Raw genomic sequence first — 21,340 nt, forward strand, 5'->3', positions numbered from 1 at the left:
CGGGGGTCGACCGCGCCGAGGGAGCCTTCGCGCTAGGCCAGGCTCGGATCCCGCCAAGGGCCTTCGGGGAGCTCCGGGAGCGAGAACCGCTCGTCGAAGGAGCACAGGGGGAGCCGTTCGCCGAGGAAGCGCACCACGGCGGACCCGAGGACCGCCGAGAAGAGCGAGCCGCCGAGAACCCCCACCTTGGCCTGCTGCTGGAGATCGGGGTCGGTGAACGCGAGATCGGTGATGAACAACGCGATCGTGAACCCGATGCCGGCCAGCACGGCTCCGCCGATGAGGTGGCTGTAGCGGACGCGGCCGGGCAGCGTGCCGATTCCGGTCCGCAGCGCGATTCCGGCGCCGAGCGAGATGCCCAGAGTGTTGCCGGCGATCAGGCCCACCGCGACACCGAGGGTCACGGTGGAGGACGACGCGGCCCGCAGCGCGTCGCTGTCGAGTTGCACGCCGGCGTTGGCCAGACCGAAGGCCGGGATCACCACGAAAGCGCTGATCGGGTGCAGAACTCCCTGCAGCCGTTCGTTCGCCGACAGCGTCGCCTTCATCGCGGTGGTGGCGAGCCGCACGCGCATGGTGTCCGCGCGCTCGATCACGGCGCGCCCGTAGAGGCGGAGCCGCTCGCGGGCGTGACTGTCGACCTCGCCGGCGGGCACGATCACGCCGATGAGCACGCCGGCCAGCGTCGGGTGGACCCCGGACGCGTCGACGGCCGCCCACAGCCCGGCACCGACCACGAGGTAGGGCGTCAACCGCCACACGCCGAGCTTCCGCAGGCCCAGCAGCACGAGGACGAGCCCTGCCGCCACGGCGAGCGCCACCACGGAAACGTGGTGGGTGTAGAACACCGCCATCACCGTGATCGCGCCGACGTCGTCGCCGATCGCGAGGGTGAGCAGGAACAGCCGCAATTGGTCGGGGCAGCGGGGACCGAACAGCGCCAGAACGCCGATCAGGAACGCGGTGTCACTCGACATCGGAATGCCCCAGCCGGCCGCGGCCGCGCCGGAACTGTTGAACGCGAAGTAGAAAAGCGCCGGCAGCGCCAGGCCGCCGAGCGCACCGCACGCCGGGACGACGATCGAGCGCACGTCGCGCAGCTCGCCGACGGACACCTCGCGGCTGATCTCCAGTCCCACCACGGTGAAGAACACGACCATCGCGACGTCGTTCACCCAGCCGCGCAGGTCCAGCGAGAAGTGTGCGCTGCCGACCTCCACACCGGCGTGCAGCCCCCAGAACGCGTCGTAGCTCACTCCGGCCACGTTCGCCCACACCAGTGCGGCCACCGTGGCGGCGAGGAGCAGGACGGCGCTGCCGGCCTCGGTGAGCAGGAACCGGCGGAAGCCGGCGGTCACGTACGGCAGCGGGATGCTGACGTGCCGGGTCGTCGACGGCAGGCGGGGGAGGAGCCCGTCGGCGAACTGGCTCGAATCGGCCTTCACGGGGCGAGTATGCCTGACGGGCAGCCGGTGCGGTTGTGTACCGTCCGTCGAATCGGGCCGGGCGCCGGAGGCTTTCCTCTGTCGCCAGGCCACTGTCCGGAGTGGACCGTTCTGCCACGGAGGGATCGCGGGTGACGACACGCAGTGAGTTCGATCTGGACCGGCACGTGTACGGCGATCCCTCGGCTCCGGTGACGGTGGTGGAATACGGGGACTTCGAGTGCCCGTACTGTGCCGCGGCGGCACCCGAGCTGCGCAAGCTGATCGACCGCTCGGAGGGCTCGATCCGCCTGGTGTTCCGGCATTTTCCGATCTTCACGATCCACCCGTACGCACTCACGGCGGCGCTGGCCGCCGAGGCGTCGGGGGAGTTGTTCTGGAAGATGCACGACTTGCTGCTGACCCACCAGAGCCAGCTGACGGACGTCCACCTGCGGGCCTACGCGGCCCGCATCGGCGCCGGCGACGTCACCGGGGAGGCCGTGCAGCGGTTCCGCCCCGCCGTGGTGGCCGACTACACCTCGGGAGCCGAGCTGGATGTCCGGGGCACGCCGACGTTGTTCATCGACGGTCGCGCCTACCTCGGCCGAGTCAGCTACCCGGCACTCCGGTCGGCAGTGCGGATGCCGTCCTGACCCGGCGCCGGGGTCGCGACGGTTCGGCCCGCGTGTTCGGCGAGCGTCACCTCGCATAAAGTGGACCGTCCGGTTCCATTGTTCGCCTGAACCGCGTGAGCGACAACACGATCACCTTTCTCCGTGAGATGACCTCCGGGTGAACGTCGAGGAACCGGTTTCGAAGTGTGCAGTTCCCAGCGGTATCCCGACCTTCGCGTGACCCGCCTCGGCCGGTCCGGGATGTGTTCTGACGAGTGGTCACCATGATCGGCGCCGGTGGTTCCGAAGCTCGCCCGGTTCACGACTGGACTAAATAGTTCTCTTTGGTGCATGATGAACGCACCGGAGAACGGAGCTGCGTCGGGTGGTCAATGCTGCCGAACGTGCGGACTTCGTCGTGAGAACGCGAAAGGTGCAGCCACGGTGAGTGAGCAGCTGGGCTTCAGGCCGGGGTCGCCGGTAACCGGCCTTCCGCTGAAGCTGTCCTCCGCCACCCTCACCGGTGGCGGCGATCGGTCCCGTGACCTCGCGTCCGACGGCGTGGTGCGGTTGGAGCTCTCGATCAGCGCGCAGGTGCTGGGCGACATCGAAGTCATGCTCGCCACGACCCACGGGCCCGGCGAGGACGCCGCGGACGACGGGGTGGAACACCCTGCGGCACAAGGTCGCGAGCTCCGCATCAACGACATCCTGCTGAGCATGATGCCGGACGTGCTGCACCTCGCCGGCCGCAGCCGCGGCACGCACCACCATGGAGCCGGCACGCAGTCGTACGCGCTCACGTTGACCTTCTCCGACGGGGGCACGGTCGAGAGTTCGTGGAGCACGACGTTCGACGTGCCCGGTGCGCTGCTCGCGGATTCCACGTGGCGCCTCACCGTGCCGTTCGACCACATGCTGGCGCCGGCCACACCCCCTCGTCACGGGTCGTGACGCCGTCCGCGCGGCGCACCCCCACGCGTTCGGTTCCTCGCTGACGCGGGAAACGGTCTTCCCGGAGCGGCGGCGCGGATCGTGCTGCTCGAGAAAAACCTCAGGAGAAAAGAAGTGAGTTCCGAGATGGATGTACAGCGCAACGTCGACAGCGGGTCGTACGAGGCCGTGGTCGACGGGGAGGTCGTCGGCATGATCGTGTACCACGCCCCGCGTGGTGACCAACGGGTGACGTTCAGCCACACGATCGTCGATCCCGGACACCGCGGCCAAGGTATCGCGACCGGGCTCGTGAAACACGCTCTCGACGATCTGCGGGCCAGGGACCTGAAGCTCACGAACTACTGCACCTTCGTCGCGGATTACATCGCCGATCACCCCGAATACAAGGACCTCGTCGACGGCCGTTTCCCCGGCCGCGCGACCGTGCCGGATCGCGCGCCGCGCGAACGCTGAACACCACACGCCCGAACTGCCCGAGGAGTGCACAGTTGGTTCAGGGGTCGCATTCGGTCGACATCGACGGAGAACTGATTCGCACCACGCGCCTGCGGCTCTCCCCGTGGACGATGCCCGACGTCGACGCGGCTCTGGGCATTTTCGGCGACGCGGAGGTGGCCCGGTGGTTGGCGCCGGCCATGGCTCGCGTCCCGGACAGCGCCGCCATGCAGGACCTGGTGGCCCGTTGGGTCACCGACGGCTTGAGCGCCGAACCCCCGGTCGGCCGGTGGAAGGTCACCGAGGCCGCCAGTGGCCGCGTGGTGGGTGCGGTCTCGCTGCTGCCCCTGCCACCCGACGACATCGACTTCGAGATCGGCGTCCAGATCGCTCGCGGCTCGTGGGGGAACGGTTTCGCCGGCGAAGTCGGTGACGCGATCGCGCACTACGCCTTCGCCGCGGGCACGGACGAGATCTTCGCCGTGGCGCGCCCGGCGAACCAACGCGGCGCGGCGGCCGCGCGGCGGATGGGCATGGAGTGGGTCGGACAGACCGACAAGTACTACGACACGCGGCTCGACGTGTTCCGGTTGCGTCGCTACGACCTGGACGTGCCGGCCGTCGTGGCACCGCCGGACGACTCGCGGCCGAGTGACCTCACCGACCTCTGACCGATCCCGGCGTGAATCCCCCAGAAAGTGAAAGAGACGAGACCATGCCTGCAACCCTTCCCGATCGATGCGGCACCTTCACGATCGGAGGACACGCGATCACCCGGCTCGGTCTCGGGACCGCGCAGATCAGTGCGTCCGGTGTCTGGAGTCATCCGAAGGACGCCACCGAAGCGGGGCAGGTTCTCCGAGAAGCGGTCGACCTCGGGGTGAACCTGATCGACATCGCCGAGTCGTCGGGGCCCTTCGACTACGAAGAACTCATCGTGCGGGCGCTGAGCCCGTTTCCCGAAGACCTGCTGCTGATGATCAAAGGCGGCCTGCTCCGCTCGCCGGACGGGCGGTGGGAACCGGTGCCGCGGCCCTCGTTCCTGCGCAAGCAGATCGAGACCCGGCTGTGGTACCTGAAGCTCGACCGCGTGCCGTTGTTCCAGCTGCACGGCTTCAGCCCGCACGCGCCCATCGCCGATCAGCTCGGCCTGCTCACGGATCTGCAGCGGGAGGGCAAGATCGGGCTGCTCGGGCTGGCGGAGGTCACGCTGCCCGAGCTGGAAGAAGCCCGGAAGTACGCGGAGATCGCCACCGTCCAGGCCGAGTACAACCTCATCGATCGCACGGCCGAACCGTTGCTGAACTACGCGGAAGCGGCGGGCATCGCGTTCGTCCCGTGGCTCCCGCTGGCCACCGGCACGCTCGCCGGCGAGGACGGTCCGTTGGCGGAAATGGCTCGCCGGCGCGAAGTTTCGCCGGCCCAGCTCGCGCTCGCCTGGCTCCTGAACCACTCGCCCGCGATCCTCCCCACTCCCGGGACGTTGAGCATCCAGCACCTGAACGACAACGTGTCCGCAGTGGACATTCCGCTGACGGCCGACGAAATCGGTGATCTCGACCGCTTGGCGGCCGGGGCGTAATCGGGAGCCCGTCCGGAACCGCGGTGGGTGAACCGGCTCGGAAAGTCTGGTCGTCAGCACGTGGAGGGTACTCACCGTGGCCGGTTCGGACCTCGCACTGCCGCCCCCGGTGGGTTTTCCCGTGCGGTCCGCCCGAGGCCGACGGATCCTGGTGGCGACCGTCCTCGGCGCGAGCCTGGCGGGCATCGACTCGAGCGTGGTGACGGTCGCGCTGCCCGACATCGGCCGGGACCTGGGCGCGAGCTTCGCGTCGCTGCAGTGGACGGTCACCGGGTACACCCTCAGCCTCGCCTCGCTCATCCTGCTGGCGGGTGGGCTCGGGGACCGGTACGGCCGCAAGCGGATCTTCCTCATCGGCGTGGCCGGGTTCACGGTCGCCTCGGTCCTGTGCGCGATCGTCCCCGATGTGGGCTCGCTCGTCGGGGCGCGAATCCTGCAGGGCATCGGCGGAGCGCTGATGGCGCCGGCGAGCATGGCGATCCTGCAGTCCACGATCGCGCCCGCCGACCGGCCGAGGGCGATCGGCACCTGGTCCGGGTTCGCCGGGATCGCGGGCGTTCTCGCGCCGTTCGTCGGCGGCTGGCTGCTGTCGCTGGGTTCGTGGCGGTGGATCTTCCTGATCAACGTGCCCGTCGCGGTGATCGTGCTGCTGGTGACCGTGCGCCACATTCCGGAGACCCGTGACGAGGAGTCGTCCGGCATGGACTGGGGTGGCTCGGTGCTGGCGCTCGTGACGCTCGCCGCGGCGACCTACGCGTTGACCGCGATCCCGGCGGGCCAAAGTGGACCGTGGGCGCCGGCGAGCGCGCTCGTGGCCGTCGCGGCGGGGATCGGGTTCGGGTGGTACGAGCGGCGGACGGCCTCACCGCTGCTGCCGGCGTTGCTGAGGAAGTCCCGCTCGTTCGTGTCGATCAACGTGATCACGTTCATCGTGTACGGCGCGTTCGGCGTGTTTTCCGTGATCTTCACGATCGCGCTGGAGACCGTCGCCGGGTACAGCCCGGCCGAAGCCGGCAGCACCATGCTGCCGATCACGATCATCAGCCTCGCGCTGTCTCCGTCCAGCGGCCGGCTCGCCGCGCGGGTCGGGCCCGGGTGGCAGCTCACCGTTGGTCCCGTGCTGTGCGGTGTGGCCGCGCTGATGGCACTGCGGATCCGGCCCGACACGGGTTACTGGAGCTGGGTGATCCCGATCGAGTGCGTGTTCGGCCTCGGGACCGCCACGATGGTGGCCCCGCTGACGTCCGTCGCGCTCTCCTCGCTCCCGGGCGGTCACGTCGGTGTCGCGTCGGCGGTCAACAACGCGGTCGCGCGCGGTGCCGGCTTGCTGTGGATCGCGGCGCTTCCCCCGCTCGTCGGGCTCACCGGCGCTTCGTACGCGCGATCCGAGGAGTTCCAGCCGGGCTACCGCGTGGCTTGCGTGATCTGCGCCGCGGCTCTGTTCGTGTCCGGCGCCCTCGCCGCCGCGCTTTTCCGCCGCCACACGCCCTGCGACCGGCACCCGCTGGTGGCTCGGTCGCTGCCGCACCAGCTGTCCCGATAGGCGCCCGAACTGTGCGCGGAAGGGCGGTAAGAGGCGCGGTGCGCCCGCCGCCAAAGGGCAAGCGCGAAACGCGCCGGTGGAGGAGGAAACTGTGACTGACGCAATCAACGGCAAAGCGGTGCTTCGCCTGCCCCGACTGGTCGCGAGGGTCGACCGGGCCATGGCCACGGTGGCCGTCGCGCAATCGGTGCTCGTGCTCGTGAGCTTCGTCCTGCTGGGCCTGCTCGCCCGAGGCGCGCCGCTGCTGGAGTCGTTGCTCCTCGTGGTGTTCGGCGTCATCGGCACCACGATCGGGACCGTGCGCCACTTCCGGGTCGCGGCGCGGGACGGAGCGGTGATCGTGATCGGCTCCGCCGCCGGCGCGTTCGTGGTGGGTGTGCTCTGGCATTTCGTGCTCGGTGGGCCGGGAAACATCCACGTCGCCCTTCGGTCGGGCGCACCCGTGCTGGCGCGGTTCTTCGAAGCCTTCGTGACGCTGCACCTGGTTGCCGCCGCGGCCACCGTCCTGCTGGCCGGGCTCGCGTTTCGCCGCCGCACCGCGATTCTGGCGATCGGCCGGATCACGGAGTAACCCCGCGGTCGCCGAGTGCGCACCGTTTCCGTGTTCAGCCCTGCGTTTGATCTCCGAGTGAGGATTCCATGTCCGAGCCCCTGTCGAATTCTCCGCTGCCCGCTGTGGGGGAGGGCGACGTGGACGTCCTCTGTGGACTGGTCTCCGGTCCGGTCCTGGTTCCGGGGCAGCCCGGCTACGAGGACGAATGCCGGCACTACAACCTCTTGTCCGCGCTGCGACCGGCGGTGGTCGTCGGTGCCGCGAACGCGGAAGACGTCCGGGAGGCCGTGCGGTTCGCCGCGTCCCGGGGACTACCGGTCGCGGTCAAGAACTCGGGCCACCAGATGGTGTCGTCGGCTCGGGGCGCCGTCCTCGCGACCACGCACCGGATGAAGGGGATCTCCCTCGACGCGCCGGGCCGCCGGGTCCGGGTCGAAGCCGGCGTGATCTGGCAGGAGGTCATCGACGAGGCGGCCCGGCACGGCCTGGCCCCGCTCAGCGGCTCCGCGCCCGACGTGGGGGTGACCGGCTACACCCTCGGGGGAGGGCAGAGCCCGATCCTCGGCCGGAGCCTGGGCTACGCGGCCGACCACGTGCACCGCATCGACGTGGTGACGGCCGACGGGCAGCTGCGCACGGTGACCGCGGACAGTGATCCCGACCTGTTCTGGGCTCTGCGCGGCTGCAAGGGCAACTTCGGGGTGGTCACCGCGCTGGAGTTCGAGCTCTTCCCCGTCCGCCGCTTCTACGGTGGTTCCCTGTACTTCGCGGGCGCGCACCTGGCCGAGGTCCTGCACGCCTGGCGGGCCTGGGTCGTCGGCCTGCCGGAGGAAGCGACCTCCTCGATCGCGGTGCAACGGCTGCCTCCGCTGCCCGAGCTGCCGGCGCCGCTGCGCGGGGCGAACGTGGTCCACCTCCGCTACGCCCACCTCGGATCCGAGCAGGAGGCCGAGCGCCTGCTCGCCCCGATGCGCGCCGTCGCCCCCACCATCGTCGACGCGGTGGCGGAGCTTCCGCACACCGACTCCCGGCGCATCCACAACGACCCCGAAGCCCCGATGCCGTACTGGGACCGGACAACGTCGCTGCGCGAGTTCCCGGCGGAAGCCGCGGACGCGTTCGTCGCGGTCGTCGGCCCGGAGTCCGGCTCACCGCTGGCCAACGTCGAGATCCGCCACCTGGCGGGCGCGTTCGACCGGGAGCCGGCCGTCGCCAACTCCGTGTCCACGCGGGGCGTGCCGTTCGTCGCGTTCGGCTTCGGGGTGGGCGGGCCCGAGCAGGCCGACCTGATGCGCGACAGTCTCGACGCGGTGATGGCCGCGCTGGCCCCGTGGTCCGCCGAGCGCAGGATGACCAACTTCCTGTCGGCGGAGGAAGCGACCGGGCCGGCGGAGGTAGAGCGGGTGTTCGGGGCGCAGCGCTATGCGCGCTTGGCCGAGATCAAGAAGGCTTGTGATCCGGAGAACGTGTTCCGGGTGAACCACAACATCCCCGTCGGCTGAGCGGACTTCGAAGCGGCCCGCACCGCGTAAGCACGACGGCCCACGTCCGAGTGCCGGGCCTCCCGCGGCGCCCTGGCGATCGTGGTGGTCGATCGCCCGCAGGCCACCACCGTCGACGAGGTAGTCCGCGAGAGTGCGTCCTCTGCTCTGCCGCCCACTGAGGGGCACCCGGTCCTGCGCTGCGGCGCCGCCGCCCCGGGTCTCCTCGACGCGAGATCAGCGACGACGGGGCGGTCGCCGAGGCCGGCCGGCGACGCACGAGGACGTGGCTCGCGCAGCCAGGTACTTGTTCGCCGTGACGGCGGAAGACCGCCGGACGAGGCTGCGGCGTTCCTCTTCGGTGAAGCCGCCGAAGATGCCGTGGTCGAGTCCGTGGCCGAGGGCGAGGTACAAGCAGTCCAACCGGACCGGGCAGGTCGCGCAGACGGCCTTGGCGTGCCGGATCTGCGGCGTGGCTTGGGGGAGCGGGAAGAACAACTCGGGATCCTCCGACCGGCAGGCCGCGGCGGCCTCCCATTCGGTGAAGTTGTCCGGGTGCGTCGGGGCGTTTCGGAGCAGGGCTCTGGCGAGGGTGGGGTCAGTCAACGATGTCCGCCTCTCGTGGGTCGAACGCCACGTAGCCGGAGAAGTCAGTGCCCACGCGGGTGATCGCGGACTGGTGCGGGTGGGGGTAGCACCAGGCGGCGTCGTGGGTCTGCGCTCCGTCGGTGACGACGTCGTAGTAGCGGGCCGCGCCCTTCCAGGGGCAGGTGTACTGGGTCGAGCTCTGCTGGAGGCTTCCCGGCCGGATCGCTGCCGGCGGGAAGTAGAGGTTTCCTTCGAGGGAGATCAGGGTGGTCCGATCGGCCTCGGCGATGACGGTTCCCCCGATGACGGCTTTCGCCATGGTGCACACCTTTCGTGGTCGAAGAACGAAGTGAACTCTCCCCGCGCCGCCGGGACACGCCCGCGGCGGCGCGGGTGGACGGCGCCGGTCCGTGCGGTCAGGCGTAGCGCCCGGTGAACTGTGAACCGTCTCCGCAGTGGGTGAAGCTGAGGCCGACGATCGAGCCGGCCTCGACGACCCAGCGAAGGTCGTACGAGGCGCGATAGGTGGGCGGCCAGAACGACGCGAACCGGCCGTCGGTGTCGATGTACCACTCGCCGCGGGTCGGGTGGCCGCGATCGGTGTAGGTGGTCGCGCCATCGTGGTCGAAGACCTGTTCGGCGCCGTCGTCGTACACGATCCGCCCGGAGGTGAGGGCGGCCACCAGGTTCTTCTTGGCCACCTGCTCGCCGTCGGCCGGGCTGAGCGACTCCAGTGTTCGAGGCATGAGTTTCCCTTCGGGACCAGCGTGGGTGGGTGCGAGGATCGGGGTTCTCTCAGCCGAGGAGCGCGGCCGCCGACGCGTGCAGCGCTCGCCAGCTGGCCGCGAACTTGGCGACGCCTTCGCGTTCCAGCGTGTCGTACACGTCGTCGAGATCGATCCCCGCGGCGGTGGTGGCGGCGAGGTCGGCTGCCGCCTCCTCGGCGAGGCCCACGACTTGGTCCCCGGTGACCTCGCCGTGATCGGCGAACGCCGCGAGCGTCGCGGGCGGCATGGTGGACACGGTCGCGCGCGTGACGAGGCCGGTCACGTACCGGGTGTCGGGAAAGGACGGATCCTTGACCCCCGTGGACGCCCACAGCAACCGCTGGGGACGGGCTCCGTCGGCCGCGAGGCTTCGCCACCGAGGGGAGTCCCACACGGCCGCCAGGGCTTGGTGAGCGAGGCGCGCGTTGGCCAGGCCGGCCCGGCCGCGCATCTCCTGGACGCCCAGGACGTCGAGCCGGCGGTCCACCTCGGTGTCCACTCGGGACACGAACAGCGAAGAGACCGAGTGGAGCGCCGCGAGGTCGTGGCCGTTGTCCCGCGCGCGCTCCAGCCCGTCGAGGTACGCCTCGCCGACCTCCGCACACCGCCGCGGTGAGAAGACCAGCGTCACGTTCACGTTGACGCCGGCCGCCAGCGCGCCGGAGACCGCTCGGACGCCCGCCGGCGTGGCGGGGATCTTCACCATGAGGTTGGGCCGGTCCACGAGCTCCCACAGCTGGATCGCGTCCGCGACGGTCGCGTCGGTGTCGCCGGCGAGCTCGGGACTCACCTCGAGCGACACGCGGCCGTCGACGCCGTCGGTCTTCTCCCAGACCGGACGGAGCACGTCCGCCGCCCGCTGGACGTCCCAGATCGTGAGTGCCCGCACGGACTCCGCCACGTCGATGCCGTTCGCGGCCAGCTGCGCGAGCTGCGGGGCGTAGCGGGTGCTGCGAGCGAGGGCGTTGGCGAAGATCGTCGGGTTCGTGGTCACGCCGACGACTGAGCTGCAGCGCACCAGGCGGTCGAATTCGCCGGTCTCCAGGAGGTCGCGGGAGAGCTCGTCGAGCCAGATCGAGACGCCGGCCTCGGTGAGGGCTCGAAGCCGGCCGTTGTCCGAAGTCATCGCGAGTTCTCCTGCTCCACGGCTCGATCGAGGGCCGCGGTCTCCTCCGGCGGGTCCGGCGTCCAGAGCGAGCCCGGAACGGCCCGGCCCGCGGCGCCGAGCTTGTTCATCTTCTTCGGCACCGGCGCCCCCTGGTAGTCGAGCGGGACGGGGTGGCCGTGGCTGTCCGTGCCGGCCAGCGGCTGGTGGATCTCGATGAACCCGCCGGTCGGCAGGCGCTTGATGATGCCGGTCTCCACCCCGTGTTCCAGCACCTCGCGGTCGGCCCGCTGCAGGCCCAGGCAGATGCGGTAAGTCACGTAGTAGGCGATCGGCGGCACGATCAGCACGCCGATGCGGCCGGCCCACGTGCTCGCGTTCAGGGAGATGTGGAACTGGTCGGAGATGATGTCGTTGAAGCCCGACAGCTCGATGACCGCGAAGAACCCGAGCGCCATCATGCCCAGCGAAGTGCGCACCGGTGCGTCGCGCGGCCGCTGCAGCAGGTTGTGGTGCTGCACCTTGTCCTTCGTCAGCTTCGACTCGATCCAGGGGTACACGGTGAGCAGGGTGATCAGCAGCCCCATGCCCATCGCGCCGGAGAAGAACACCGCGGGGACCGTGTAGTCGCCGAGGTAGAGCTCCCAGGCCGGCCAGATGCGCAGCATGCCGTCGGCCCAGGCCATGTACCAGTCCGGCTGGGAGCCGGCCGACACCATCGACGGGTTGTACGGGCCGAAGTTCCACACCGGGTTGATCTGGAACAGACCCGCCATCAGCGCGAGCACACCCGTGACGGCCACGGCGAGCGAACCGCCGTGCAGCGCGAACTCGGGCACGATCCGGATGCCGACGACGTTGTCCTCCTTCGCCCGCACGCCGGGGAACTGCGTGTGCTTCTGGAACCACACCAGCACCAGGTGCACGCCGATCAGGGCGAACAGGATTCCGGGCAGCAGGAGGATGTGCAGCGTGTACAGGCGCGGGATGATCTGGTCGCCCGGGAACTCGCCGCCGAACAGCGCCCAGTGGATCCAGGTGCCGATCACGGGCACCGACAGCACGATGCCCGACAGGGTCGCGCGCACGCCCGTGCCCGAAAGCAGGTCGTCCGGCAGCGAGTAGCCGAAGAACCCCTCGAACATGCTGATCACCAGCAGGAGCACGCCGATGACCCAGTTGGCCTCACGCGGCTTGCGGAACGCGCCGGTGAAGAAGATCCGCAGCATGTGCAGGAGCGTCGCGGCGATGAAGACCAGCGCGCCCCAGTGGTGCAGCTGGCGCACGAAGAGGCCGCCGCGCACGTCGAACGAGAGGTCCAGGGTCGTCTTGAAGGCCTGCGACATCTCGACGCCCTGCAGGTTCGTGAAGCTCCCGTGGTAGGTCACTTCCTGCATCGAGGGATCGAAGAACAAGGTCAGGTACACGCCCGTCGCGATCACGACGAGGAAGCTGTACAGCGAGACCTCGCCGATCAGGTAGGACCAATGGGTCGGGAACACCTTGTTCATCTGGTGCCGCAGACCCCGGGCGAGCTTGTACCGCTGATCTGCGTTGTCGGCGGCCTCGCCGAGACGCTTCGCGAGCACGCCCGTGCCCATGGTCGGCGTGGTCAGTGAGCTCATGCAGTGTTCGAGGCAGCGATCGGCTCCGTCTTACCCCCGCGGGTGGGCCCAAAAGAGTGGCTGCCCCGACGCGCGTTGTGCCGAACCGGTTTCACGGCCGGCTCCCCGGGCTCGGGCGGGCGGTCTCGTCCGGGGGCGCATTCGACCGGACGTGGTCCCCGCGCAGCGGTAAGGGTGCGGTGACGTCCCGCCGCCAACAGGGGATCACGCACCGGGGAGGGGCCTCTTGTCCGCAAGCCAGCACCGCGTTCCGGACGGAATGGTCCTGGAACCGCCGTCACTGACGACCGGGAGCGCGATCGCCGTTCACCACCCCAAGGAGCTCCTGAGGACCGTGGTCGCCGACGGCTCGATCACCCTCTTCGTGACCGGCGGCCTGATCGAGCGGTCGGCAGTGGAAGAGTTGGGTGCCGAGCTCGACGTCGCCACCGCGTTGTGCAGCGGCACCGTGACCGTCGACCTGACCGGCTGCACCGGGCTCGGCACGGCAGCGACGCAACTCCTTCGGGGGAAGCTCGACACGGCTCGCACCGCGGGATCCCGGTACCGGTTGCGGCTCAACGCCGGCCGTTCGTCGGTGGTCCGCGCGCTCGCCGCCGGCGGCATCCTCACGAAGCGCGAGGCCCGGCGGCGGGCCCGCGACGTCCCGCACCGCTGGGACACCGATAGCCCGTCGTCACTCCGGACGGCGTGAGGCCCAACGCGCAGTTCTTTATGGACGTTCGACACCTGACCCGAGTCCTTCTGGACTTAATGGTCCTGTTTTGCTATGAAGGTAGCGACGGTTCCGACAGCTCGCAGGTGGTGTGGCCCTTGCCGCGTCGCAGAACGCGAGCTGCCCGAAAGCTCAAGGCGCTGCCCGGCCCGACGGTGGCGCAAGCCGTTCGAACGCCGAGGTCAGGTCTCGGTGTGCCGGCTCTCCCCGCGTTGTGTGCGAGCCGGTTCCAGCGCTGCCGGGCAAACAGGAGTGACGGCATGGCAGAGGGATTCCAGATGCTGACGATGTCCAGGGGAGAGGGGGTGGGGCGGCATGACGCCGGTCGTGTCCCGTTTCCGGGTGGCCTCCACCGCTGACACCGGACTGAAACCCCGGTTCGCGTGACCACGTCGGAGGTGGACGAGAGGGTCCTGGTCGACGGACGGAGTTTCGACCCCGCGTCCGCGGTCTGGGTCCGGGAGCTGAGTCCGGGCAGCCCGGACTTCGAAGACGCCTGTCGCCGGCTGCACGCGATGCTCATCAAGATCGCCCGGCGGGAGACGGCGCGCAGGTCGCCGATCCTGAGGCTCACCGGCCCCGAGCTCGAAGACCTGGCCCACCAGGCCGCGGCCGACGCCCTCATGCGGATCACCCGCAAGATCGGCGAGTTCCGCGGCGACGCGCAGTTCAAGACGTGGGCCTTCAAGTTCGTGATCCTCGAGGTTTCGACGAAGGTCGGCCGGCACTTCTGGCGCGACCACCGCGTTTCCCTCGATCACGACGAGGCCCACCACGCCCGCGCCGCCGTTGGCGACGAACCGCCCCACCAGGTGCAGGCCATCGAACTGCGCGCCGCCCTCACCCATGCCATCGAGAACGCGCTGACCGAACGCCAACGCCGCGTCTTCGTCGCCGTGGCCATCGACAACATCCCGATGGACGCCCTCGCCGCGAAACTGGGGACCAATCGCAACGCCATCTACAAGGCGATGTTCGACGCCCGGCGCAACATCCGCGCGTACCTCGTGGACAACGACTTCATCACCTGACCACCGTGGTCGCGCGCGGTCGGGTCGCCCTCCGGGCCGGTGCGCCATTGCGACATTATGGACTATAAAGTCCATCATTAGGAAGGGTCGCGCGTGACCGGCGCGGCCGAGCGGAGAGGAGAACTCCATGAGCGACGACACGGACGAGTACGACGGTGGCGTCGATCTCGACGACGGACTGCTGGATCCCGAGGACAGCCTCGTGGACCGCGGTGTGTCGGATGTGCTGGACGAGGGCTACACGCCGCCGGAGCGGCCGTCGGCGGTCTTCGACTACGGGCTCACGGCCCGGGAAGCCGCCGGCCACGAGGAGCTCGGCAAGCGGTTGCGCCGGGAAGTTCCGGACGTCTTCCCCGTCGACGACCGGGGTGATGGGCTCGGGGACGCGTCCGACACGGACGGGGAGCTGTACGACGACCAGGTCGGGGAGGTGCGCGCGGGCCGGCTGGTCGAAGACCCGGACGCCGACGAGGTGTACCCGTACCTCTTCGCCTCGGACGTGGGTGTGGACGGCGCCGCGGCTTCGGCCGAGGAAGCGGCCATCCACATCGTCCCGGAATGAGCGCCGGAACCGTCCGGCGCGGAACATACGAGAAAGGTGGACAGAAATGGTAGCGACGAGAGGCTTCGTCGGGCGTCAGCGGTCCGGCCGGGACCCGCGGTTGCCACCCGGTCAGTACGACGCGGGTGACGAGTGGCCGGTGCTGCACGCGGAGGCGACTCCGTCGATCGACACCGCGAAGTGGACGTTCACGATCGACGGACTCGTGGACAATCCGACGAGCTGGACCTGGGACGAGATCCACGCGCTCGAACCGGACCGGTACGAGGGCGCCATCCACTGCGTCACGACGTGGTCGAAGTTCGGGATGGCCTTCGACGGCGTCTCGATCGACACGCTGCTCGAGATCACCGGGGTGCGCGACGACGCGGCCTACGTGATGGCGCGCTCGCACACCGGCTACACCACCAACCTGCCGATCGAGGACGTGGTCGACGGCCGGGCCTGGGTCGTGTGGGACGTCAACGGCGCGCCCCTGGACGACATCCACGGTGGCCCGGCCCGGCTCCTCGTGCCGCACCTGTACTTCTGGAAGAGCGCCAAGTGGGTGTCCGGCCTGAAGTTCATGGCCGAGGACGAGCAGGGCTTCTGGGAGCGCAACGGCTACCACGACCACGGTGACCCGTGGCTCGAGCAGCGCTACCAGGGGGACTGATGGCCGCCGCTTCGTCCTGGCAGACCGCCGTCGTGTCCGCCATCGGTCCGGAGGCTTCGCACGCGAAGACCTTCCGGCTGCGGCTCACCGAACCGCGGACGCACCGGCCCGGGCAGTTCTACGTCGTCCGGCTGACCGCGCCGGACGGCTACCACGCCCAGCGCGACTACTCCGTGGCGAGCTCGCCCGGTGGGGACGACATCGAGATCACGGTCGAGATGCTGCCCGACGGCGAGGTGTCGGGCTTCCTGCACAACGTCGTCGAGGTCGGGGACGAGCTGGAGGTCCGCGGTCCGGTCGGCCGGTTCTTCTCGTGGGACGGTGCCACGCCGATCCTGGGCGTCGCCGGGGGCTCGGGTGTGGTTCCGCTCATGTCGATGCTGCGGCTCGCGCGAAGCGCGAACGACCCCGACTTGATGCGGCTCGTCGTGTCCGTGCGCTCGCCGGCCGATCTGTACTACGCGGACGAGATCACGGGTCCGGAGACCACGGTCGTCTACAGCCGCGAAGCGCCCGCGGGCAGCTCGCGACCCGTGGGGCGGCTCACGGCCGAGGACCTTCGTCCGCTGGTCGATGCCGACCGCGTGGTCTACGTGTGCGGCTCGGCGGGCTTTTGCGACGGCGCCACCCAGCGGCTTCTCGAGGCCGGGGTCGACGTGCACCGGATCCGCGTCAGCAGGTGGGGTCCGACCAACTGAGCCGAAGGGCCGGGGGTGGCGATCGTCGACGAGGTGCGGCTGCGCACCGAGATCCACCGGAGTGTGTGACCACACCGGAATGCTGACGGGAAGCGGACGTGGGGGAGTTGCGGTGAGCGGCGACGATCCGGCTCCGGCGCTGTTCGGCCGGCGTCGCGAGCTCGAGGCGGTGGGCGAGGCGCTCGGCGAGGTTCGGCGGGGACGCAGCGCCGTGCTCGTGGTCTGTGGTGAGGCGGGGGTCGGCAAGACCACGTTGCTCGATCACGCGGTGGCCGTGGCCGGCGATCTGCAGGTCGTCCACGTCGCCGGCGCCGAGTCGGAGGCGCAGTTCGCCTTCTCCGGACTGCACCAGGTGTGTGCCCCGCACCTGAGCCGGCTGGATCGCCTGCCGGCTCCGCAACGCACGGCACTGGCCACCGCGTTCGGCCTGGCGCTGGGGAACCCGCCGGACCTGTTCGTGGTGGGCCTGGCGGTGTTGACGTTGTTGGCCGAGGCCGCGGCCGAGCAGCCGCTGGTGTGTGTGGTCGACGACGCGCAGTGGCTCGACAGCGCCTCGATCGGGGCGCTGTCGATCGTCGCCCGCCGGCTGCGGGTCGATCCGGTGGCGATGATCTTCGCCGTCCGCGAGGGACACCAGAACCCGGATCTGGCGGGCCTGGAGCGGCTGCCCGGGCTGGCGCTCACCGGGCTCGGCGACCGGGAGGCCCGGGCACTGCTGGCCGCGACGGTACCCGGTCCGATGGACGAGCGGGTGCGCGAGCGCATCCTCGCGGAGGCGCGGGGCAACCCGCTGGCGCTGCGGGAACTGCCGCGCTCGGCGAACGTGCCCGCGTTCGCCGGCGGTTTCGGCTCGGTCGGCGACGAGCGGCCGATGTCGCGCCGCATCGAACGCAGCTTCGCCGCCCGGCTGTCCGCACTGCCGGCGGACACCCGGCTGCTGTTGCTCATCGCCGCGGCCGACCCGGTGGGGGAGCCGGACGTGCTGTGGCGGGCCGCGGATCTCCTGGGCGTGCCGGAATCGGCGGCGGAACCGGCGGAACGGGCCGGGCTGATCAGCCTCGGCCACCGGGTCCGGTTCCGCCACCCGCTGATCCGGTCCGCGGTCTACGGGGCGGGCGGGCGCACCGACCGCCGGCGGGTGCACCAGGCGCTGGCCGACGCGATCGATGCGCGAGGGGACGGCGAACACCGCGCGTGGCACCGCGGGCAGGCGACGACCGTTCCCGACGAGACGGTGGCCGGCGAGCTGGAACGGATGGCGGAACGGGCCCGAGCCCGTGGGGGCATGGCCGCGGCGGCGGCGTTCCTGGAGCAGGCCACCGAGCTGACTCCGGATTCCGCCGAGCGGGCGCGCCGCGCTCTGGCGGCCGCGCGCACGAAGCTCAACGCCGGGGCGCCGAACGAAGCGCTCACGCTGCTCGCGTACGTGCAGGCGGCGCCACCGGACCTCATGCGGCAGGCGCAGGTCGAGCTGCTTCGCGCACAGATCGCCTTCTCCCTCAACCGCGGCCGCGACGCGCCCGCGTTGCTGCTGTCCGCGGCGGAGCACCTGAAAGACCTCGACCCGTTGCTCTCGCGCGAAACCTATCTCGAGACGATGGTGGCGTCGGTGTTCGCCGGTCGGCTCACCGGCGCTCAGGACACCCCGGCCGGCATGGCCCGCGCCGCGCGGTCGGCCCCACCCGCGCCGGCTCCGCCGCGCGCCGTCGACCTGCTGCTCGACGGTCTGGTGCAGCGGTTCACCGACGGCTACGCGGCTGCGGCACCGTTGCTGAGGCGCGCCGTGCGGCAGTTCCTCGACGACGACGCCGCGGGCGCAGCGGGAGTGCGCTGGCACGGGCTCGTCGGCCGCGTCGCGCTGGACCTGTGGGACCAGCAGTCGTGGGACGACCTCGCGGCCCGGCAGGTGCAGATCCTGCGCGAGCAGGGCGTGTTGCGGTTGCTTCCGGTCGCGCTCGCCTACCGCGCCGGCGTGTGCGTGCACGCCGGGCGGTTCGACGAAGCGGCCGCGCTGCTCGAAGAATCCGATGCCATCACGCAGGCCACCGGGGCTCCGCCGCCGCGCTACATCGAGCCCGTGCTCGCGGCCTACCGCGGCCAGGAGGAGCACGCGCTCCGGCTGGTGAAGGCCAGCCTGCAGAGCGCCAACGCCCGGGGCGAAGGCCGGGTGATCCCGATCGTGCAGTACGCCGCGGCCGTGCTGCACAACAGCCTCGGGCAGTACCGCGAGGCGCTGGCCGCCACCGATCGGGCGGTCGAGTACGACGACATCGGCATGTACGGCTACGGGTTGCTCGAGCGCGTGGAGGCGGCCGCTCGCTGCGGCGAGACCAGCATCGCCACCGAGGCCATGGAGGACCTCGTGGCGCGGGCCGAAGCGACCGGTACGGAGATGGCGCTCGGGGTGGCGGCCCGCTCGCGGGCTTTGCTGGCCAAGGGCGAGGAAGCCGACCGGCTCTACCGCGCCGCCATCGAGCACCTCGAGCGCGGCAAAGTCGCCGTGCTGCGGGCGCGGGCTCAGCTGCTCTACGGCGAATGGCTGCACCGGGAACGCCGACGGGACGAAGCGGCTGACCAGCTGAGGCGGGCGCTGGCGACCTTCCGGCGCGTGCGTGCCGACGGGTTCGCCGAACGCGCGCGCCGTGAACTCGTCGCCGCCGGCGTGATCGTGGAAGCGCGCGCGGAGTCGCCGGCGGAACAGCTGAGCGGCCGGGAAGTCACCATCGCGCGGCTAGCGGTCGAAGGGTGCACCAACTCCGAGATCGCGGCGCAGCTGTTCCTCAGCGCACGCACGGTGGAGTGTCACATGGGCAAGATCTTCGGGAAGCTGGGGATCGCCTCGAGACGGAAGCTGAAGGCCGCGCTGAGCGGCTCGCTCGCAGGTAGTGGGGCGTACCAGGGTTCGTGGTGAGGATCGGCGGATCTCTTGAGCCGCACTGTGCGCGGTCCTGTGGAGTGCTGGTAGGGCTTCGCTCTTGATTCTTTGAGGTTTTCCTGTGGCCCCTTCGATCAGGCGCTTGGATCGAAGGGGCTGCGCCGCGATCGTGGTCAGCAGGCGATGTGTGCCGCGGCTGACGAATCGCCCGCCGGTGGGTGGATGCTGGTGGGTTCACCGGCGTCGACGGCACGAGTTCCGGAAGCCCCTCGCTGCCGACCGCACTGATGGTGCCGGCAGGAGGGGCGGAACCGGGTTGTCCGCGGGTCGCTACGGGCGAACGCGGATGATCGTTTTGCCCTTTTTCCGCGTGGTCGGGTTGAAGGCGGCCACGGCGTCGTCGAGGCTCGCGACGGTGCCGATGTTGGGCCGCACCCGGCCGTCGCGCACCCGCTGCACGATTTCGCCCAGCTGGGCGCGGTCGGGCTCGACGACGAAGTCGATCGCGAGGCCGGCGGCGGGCCGGACCTCCGGCGGGCCGGCGATCGTCACCAGCGTCCCGCCGGCGCGGACCAGGCGCGCGGCCCGGGACCCGAGGTCGCCGCCGAAGACGTCGAACACCACGTCGACACCGCCGACGTCCTCCAGGGCGTCGTTCTCCAGGTCGACGAACTCCTGCACCCCGAAGTCGTGGGCGGTGGCGCGGTCGGCCCCGCGCCCGGTGCCCACCACGTACGCGCCGGCCTCGCGCGCGAGCTGCGTCGCCATGGACCCGACCGCTCCGGCCGCGCCGTGGACGAGGATCCGTTGTCCCGCCTCGAGCCGGCCGTGCACGAACAAGCCCTGCCACGCGGTGAGGCCCGCCATCACGAGGCCCGCGCCGGTGGTGAAGTCGACGTCGCCCGGCAGCGGCGCCAGGTTGCGCGCTTCGACGACCGCGTACTCCGCCAGCGTGCCGTCGCGAGTCCAGTCCGTGAGGCCGAACACCCGTTGGCCCACGGACAATCCCGCCGCGCCGTAGCTGAGCGCGGTGACCACACCGGCCACCTCGTGCCCGGGGATCGACGGCGTCCGGTCCCGGCCGCGGCGATCGACCCAGGTGGAGGGCCACGACAGCTCATCCCAGGTGAAGCCCGAAGCGTGCACCTCGACGACCACGTCGCCGTAGTTCGCCCCGGCGAGGTCGGCGAGCACCGCCACGTCGGGGTCGGGCCGTTCGGTCAGCGTCATCCCGGCCCGTCCCGCGGCCTCGTCCGTCACCACAATGGCCTTCATCCCGAACCTCTTCTCTGTGTGGGTGGTCGTCACGTTCACGCGATGTGGACGGCACGGTCCAGCATGGCGGGCCCGGCCGGACTCGGCACCCCGGCCCGGTCGGTGTGGCTGAGGTTGAGTGCGCAACCTTCGGGTTGCCCTCAGCGGATAAGAAGTGGACCATATGGACCCTCGTTGCTCAGGGGGAGGTCCCCGGCCGGACCCTGTGCGGCTACTGTTGCCACCATGACGGCCGACTGGTATGACAGGCCCCGCCCGCGTCGCGATCCTTCCGAACCGGGGCCTCGTGCGCGCGTCGTGGCAGCAGCGACCACCCTCCTGCTGCGCGAAGGCGTCACCTCGCTCACCATGGCGCGGGTCCATGCCGCCGCTCACGTGACCCAGGCCGAGCTCGACCGGCTGTTCCCCGACTCCGCCGGCATCGTGGAGGCGATCGTGGAGGCTCAGCTCGAGGTCGTCCTGCTGGCCCAGCGCCCCAGCCTCGACGCGGTCGAACGTCTCACGGACCTCGACCAGTGGCAGTCGCGCCTGCTCGATTCGTGCGCCGCGCAAGGCGGTTGGCCGCTCGGCTCGCTCATCTACCACCTCGCCCGCCGCCACGACCGCGGCCGGCTCGCCCTCGCCACCGCGTTTTCCCGGTGGCAAGGACTTCTCGCCGCCGCCCTGTCCCGCATCCAGGCCGCCGGCGAGCTCGACTCCGAGGTGGCGCCGGAGGCCCTCGCCGTCGGCGTCATCGCCGCCCTGCAAGGTGGCTACCTGCTGGCGCACACCACTCAGGACACCGATCAGTTGCGCGCTTCGCTCGACATGGCGCTCGGCCAGGTTCGCTTCCACGCGACCTGACAGCCGGCT

22 protein-coding genes are annotated in these 21,340 nt (G+C 70.5%); 15 read left to right on the forward strand and 7 right to left on the reverse strand.

Annotation, left to right across the window (positions count from 1 at the left end; translation table 11 throughout):
* Positions 1-32: 32 nt before the first annotated feature.
* Entirely contained in the window at positions 33-1,445 is a 1,413-nt protein-coding gene (nhaA, locus tag VSH64_RS09720; RefSeq protein WP_326835187.1) for a Na+/H+ antiporter NhaA, read from the reverse strand.
* Between the two features lie 131 nt (positions 1,446-1,576).
* Here nhaA and VSH64_RS09725 point away from each other — a divergent pair, with 131 nt between their 5' ends.
* From VSH64_RS09725 to VSH64_RS09760, 8 genes are all read left to right on the forward strand, one after another.
* Positions 1,577-2,080, forward strand: a complete 504-nt coding sequence (locus VSH64_RS09725; RefSeq protein ID WP_326835188.1) for a DsbA family protein — start codon at positions 1,577-1,579, stop codon at positions 2,078-2,080.
* Between the two features lie 405 nt (positions 2,081-2,485).
* Positions 2,486-2,995: a hypothetical protein gene (locus VSH64_RS09730; protein ID WP_326835189.1), complete on the forward strand. Its 510-nt coding sequence runs from the start codon at positions 2,486-2,488 to the stop codon at positions 2,993-2,995.
* Between the two features lie 114 nt (positions 2,996-3,109).
* A complete protein-coding gene (locus tag VSH64_RS09735) occupies positions 3,110-3,451 on the forward strand; it encodes a GNAT family N-acetyltransferase (protein ID WP_326835190.1) in 342 nt (113 codons plus the stop codon).
* Between the two features lie 35 nt (positions 3,452-3,486).
* Complete coding sequence (locus VSH64_RS09740; RefSeq protein ID WP_326835191.1) at positions 3,487-4,104, forward strand: GNAT family N-acetyltransferase; 618 nt, start codon at positions 3,487-3,489, stop codon at positions 4,102-4,104.
* A gap of 44 nt (positions 4,105-4,148) precedes the next feature.
* On the forward strand, positions 4,149-5,015 hold the full coding sequence (locus tag VSH64_RS09745; protein WP_326835192.1) for an aldo/keto reductase: 867 nt from the start codon (positions 4,149-4,151) through the stop codon (positions 5,013-5,015).
* Between the two features lie 151 nt (positions 5,016-5,166).
* Positions 5,167-6,558, forward strand: a complete 1,392-nt coding sequence (locus VSH64_RS09750; protein ID WP_326835193.1) for an MFS transporter — start codon at positions 5,167-5,169, stop codon at positions 6,556-6,558.
* A 91-nt stretch (positions 6,559-6,649) separates the two neighbouring features.
* Positions 6,650-7,129 carry a hypothetical protein gene (locus VSH64_RS09755; protein ID WP_326835194.1) on the forward strand — a complete coding sequence of 160 codons (480 nt, stop codon included), beginning with the start codon at positions 6,650-6,652 and terminating at the stop codon, positions 7,127-7,129.
* Between the two features lie 68 nt (positions 7,130-7,197).
* The gene (locus VSH64_RS09760) at positions 7,198-8,613 is read left to right on the forward strand and encodes an FAD-binding oxidoreductase (RefSeq protein WP_326835195.1); all 1,416 of its coding nucleotides are present in this window, start codon (positions 7,198-7,200) and stop codon (positions 8,611-8,613) included.
* A gap of 216 nt (positions 8,614-8,829) precedes the next feature.
* On the opposite strand, the gene VSH64_RS09765 is transcribed toward VSH64_RS09760, so the two are convergent.
* The 5 genes from VSH64_RS09765 to qcrB form a co-directional block, all read right to left on the reverse strand.
* A complete protein-coding gene (locus VSH64_RS09765) occupies positions 8,830-9,171 on the reverse strand; it encodes a WhiB family transcriptional regulator (RefSeq protein WP_326837929.1) in 342 nt (113 codons plus the stop codon).
* A 19-nt stretch (positions 9,172-9,190) separates the two neighbouring features.
* On the reverse strand, positions 9,191-9,499 hold the full coding sequence (locus tag VSH64_RS09770) for a DUF427 domain-containing protein (RefSeq protein ID WP_326835196.1): 309 nt from the start codon (positions 9,497-9,499) through the stop codon (positions 9,191-9,193).
* A 97-nt stretch (positions 9,500-9,596) separates the two neighbouring features.
* A complete protein-coding gene (locus VSH64_RS09775; protein ID WP_326835197.1) occupies positions 9,597-9,926 on the reverse strand; it encodes a hypothetical protein in 330 nt (109 codons plus the stop codon).
* Positions 9,927-9,975: 49 nt separating this feature from the next.
* Complete coding sequence (gene tal, locus VSH64_RS09780; RefSeq protein WP_326835198.1) at positions 9,976-11,073, reverse strand: transaldolase; 1,098 nt, start codon at positions 11,071-11,073, stop codon at positions 9,976-9,978.
* Positions 11,070-12,677, reverse strand: a complete 1,608-nt coding sequence (qcrB, locus tag VSH64_RS09785; RefSeq protein ID WP_326835199.1) for a cytochrome bc1 complex cytochrome b subunit — start codon at positions 12,675-12,677, stop codon at positions 11,070-11,072. The genes tal and qcrB overlap by 4 nt, the downstream gene beginning before the upstream one ends.
* A gap of 334 nt (positions 12,678-13,011) precedes the next feature.
* Here qcrB and VSH64_RS09790 point away from each other — a divergent pair, with 334 nt between their 5' ends.
* The 6 genes from VSH64_RS09790 (at position 13,012) to VSH64_RS09815 (ending at position 19,249) form a co-directional block, all read left to right on the forward strand.
* Positions 13,012-13,371, forward strand: coding sequence for a hypothetical protein (locus VSH64_RS09790; RefSeq protein ID WP_326835200.1), 360 nt, complete (start codon positions 13,012-13,014; stop codon positions 13,369-13,371).
* 404 nt (positions 13,372-13,775) lie between these two features.
* Entirely contained in the window at positions 13,776-14,423 is a 648-nt protein-coding gene (locus VSH64_RS09795; protein ID WP_326835201.1) for an RNA polymerase sigma factor, read from the forward strand.
* A gap of 127 nt (positions 14,424-14,550) precedes the next feature.
* A complete protein-coding gene (locus tag VSH64_RS09800) occupies positions 14,551-14,985 on the forward strand; it encodes a DUF5709 domain-containing protein (protein ID WP_326835202.1) in 435 nt (144 codons plus the stop codon).
* 46 nt (positions 14,986-15,031) lie between these two features.
* Positions 15,032-15,640, forward strand: a complete 609-nt coding sequence (locus tag VSH64_RS09805; RefSeq protein WP_326835203.1) for a sulfite oxidase-like oxidoreductase — start codon at positions 15,032-15,034, stop codon at positions 15,638-15,640.
* Positions 15,640-16,338, forward strand: coding sequence for an FAD-binding oxidoreductase (locus VSH64_RS09810; RefSeq protein WP_326835204.1), 699 nt, complete (start codon positions 15,640-15,642; stop codon positions 16,336-16,338). The genes VSH64_RS09805 and VSH64_RS09810 overlap by 1 nt, the downstream gene beginning before the upstream one ends.
* A gap of 112 nt (positions 16,339-16,450) precedes the next feature.
* Positions 16,451-19,249, forward strand: a complete 2,799-nt coding sequence (locus VSH64_RS09815; RefSeq protein WP_326835205.1) for an AAA family ATPase — start codon at positions 16,451-16,453, stop codon at positions 19,247-19,249.
* Between the two features lie 294 nt (positions 19,250-19,543).
* On the opposite strand, the gene VSH64_RS09820 is transcribed toward VSH64_RS09815, so the two are convergent.
* A complete protein-coding gene (locus tag VSH64_RS09820) occupies positions 19,544-20,488 on the reverse strand; it encodes an NADP-dependent oxidoreductase (protein WP_326835206.1) in 945 nt (314 codons plus the stop codon).
* Between the two features lie 297 nt (positions 20,489-20,785).
* Between VSH64_RS09820 and VSH64_RS09825 the strand changes: the two genes are divergently transcribed.
* Positions 20,786-21,331 (forward strand): TetR/AcrR family transcriptional regulator, encoded by a 546-nt coding sequence (locus tag VSH64_RS09825; RefSeq protein WP_326835207.1) that lies wholly within the window; start codon positions 20,786-20,788, stop codon positions 21,329-21,331.
* Positions 21,332-21,340: the final 9 nt, after the last annotated feature.

This window comes from Amycolatopsis rhabdoformis, assembly GCF_035918295.1.
In the GTDB taxonomy this organism is placed as follows: Bacteria; Actinomycetota; Actinomycetes; order Mycobacteriales; family Pseudonocardiaceae; genus Amycolatopsis; species Amycolatopsis rhabdoformis.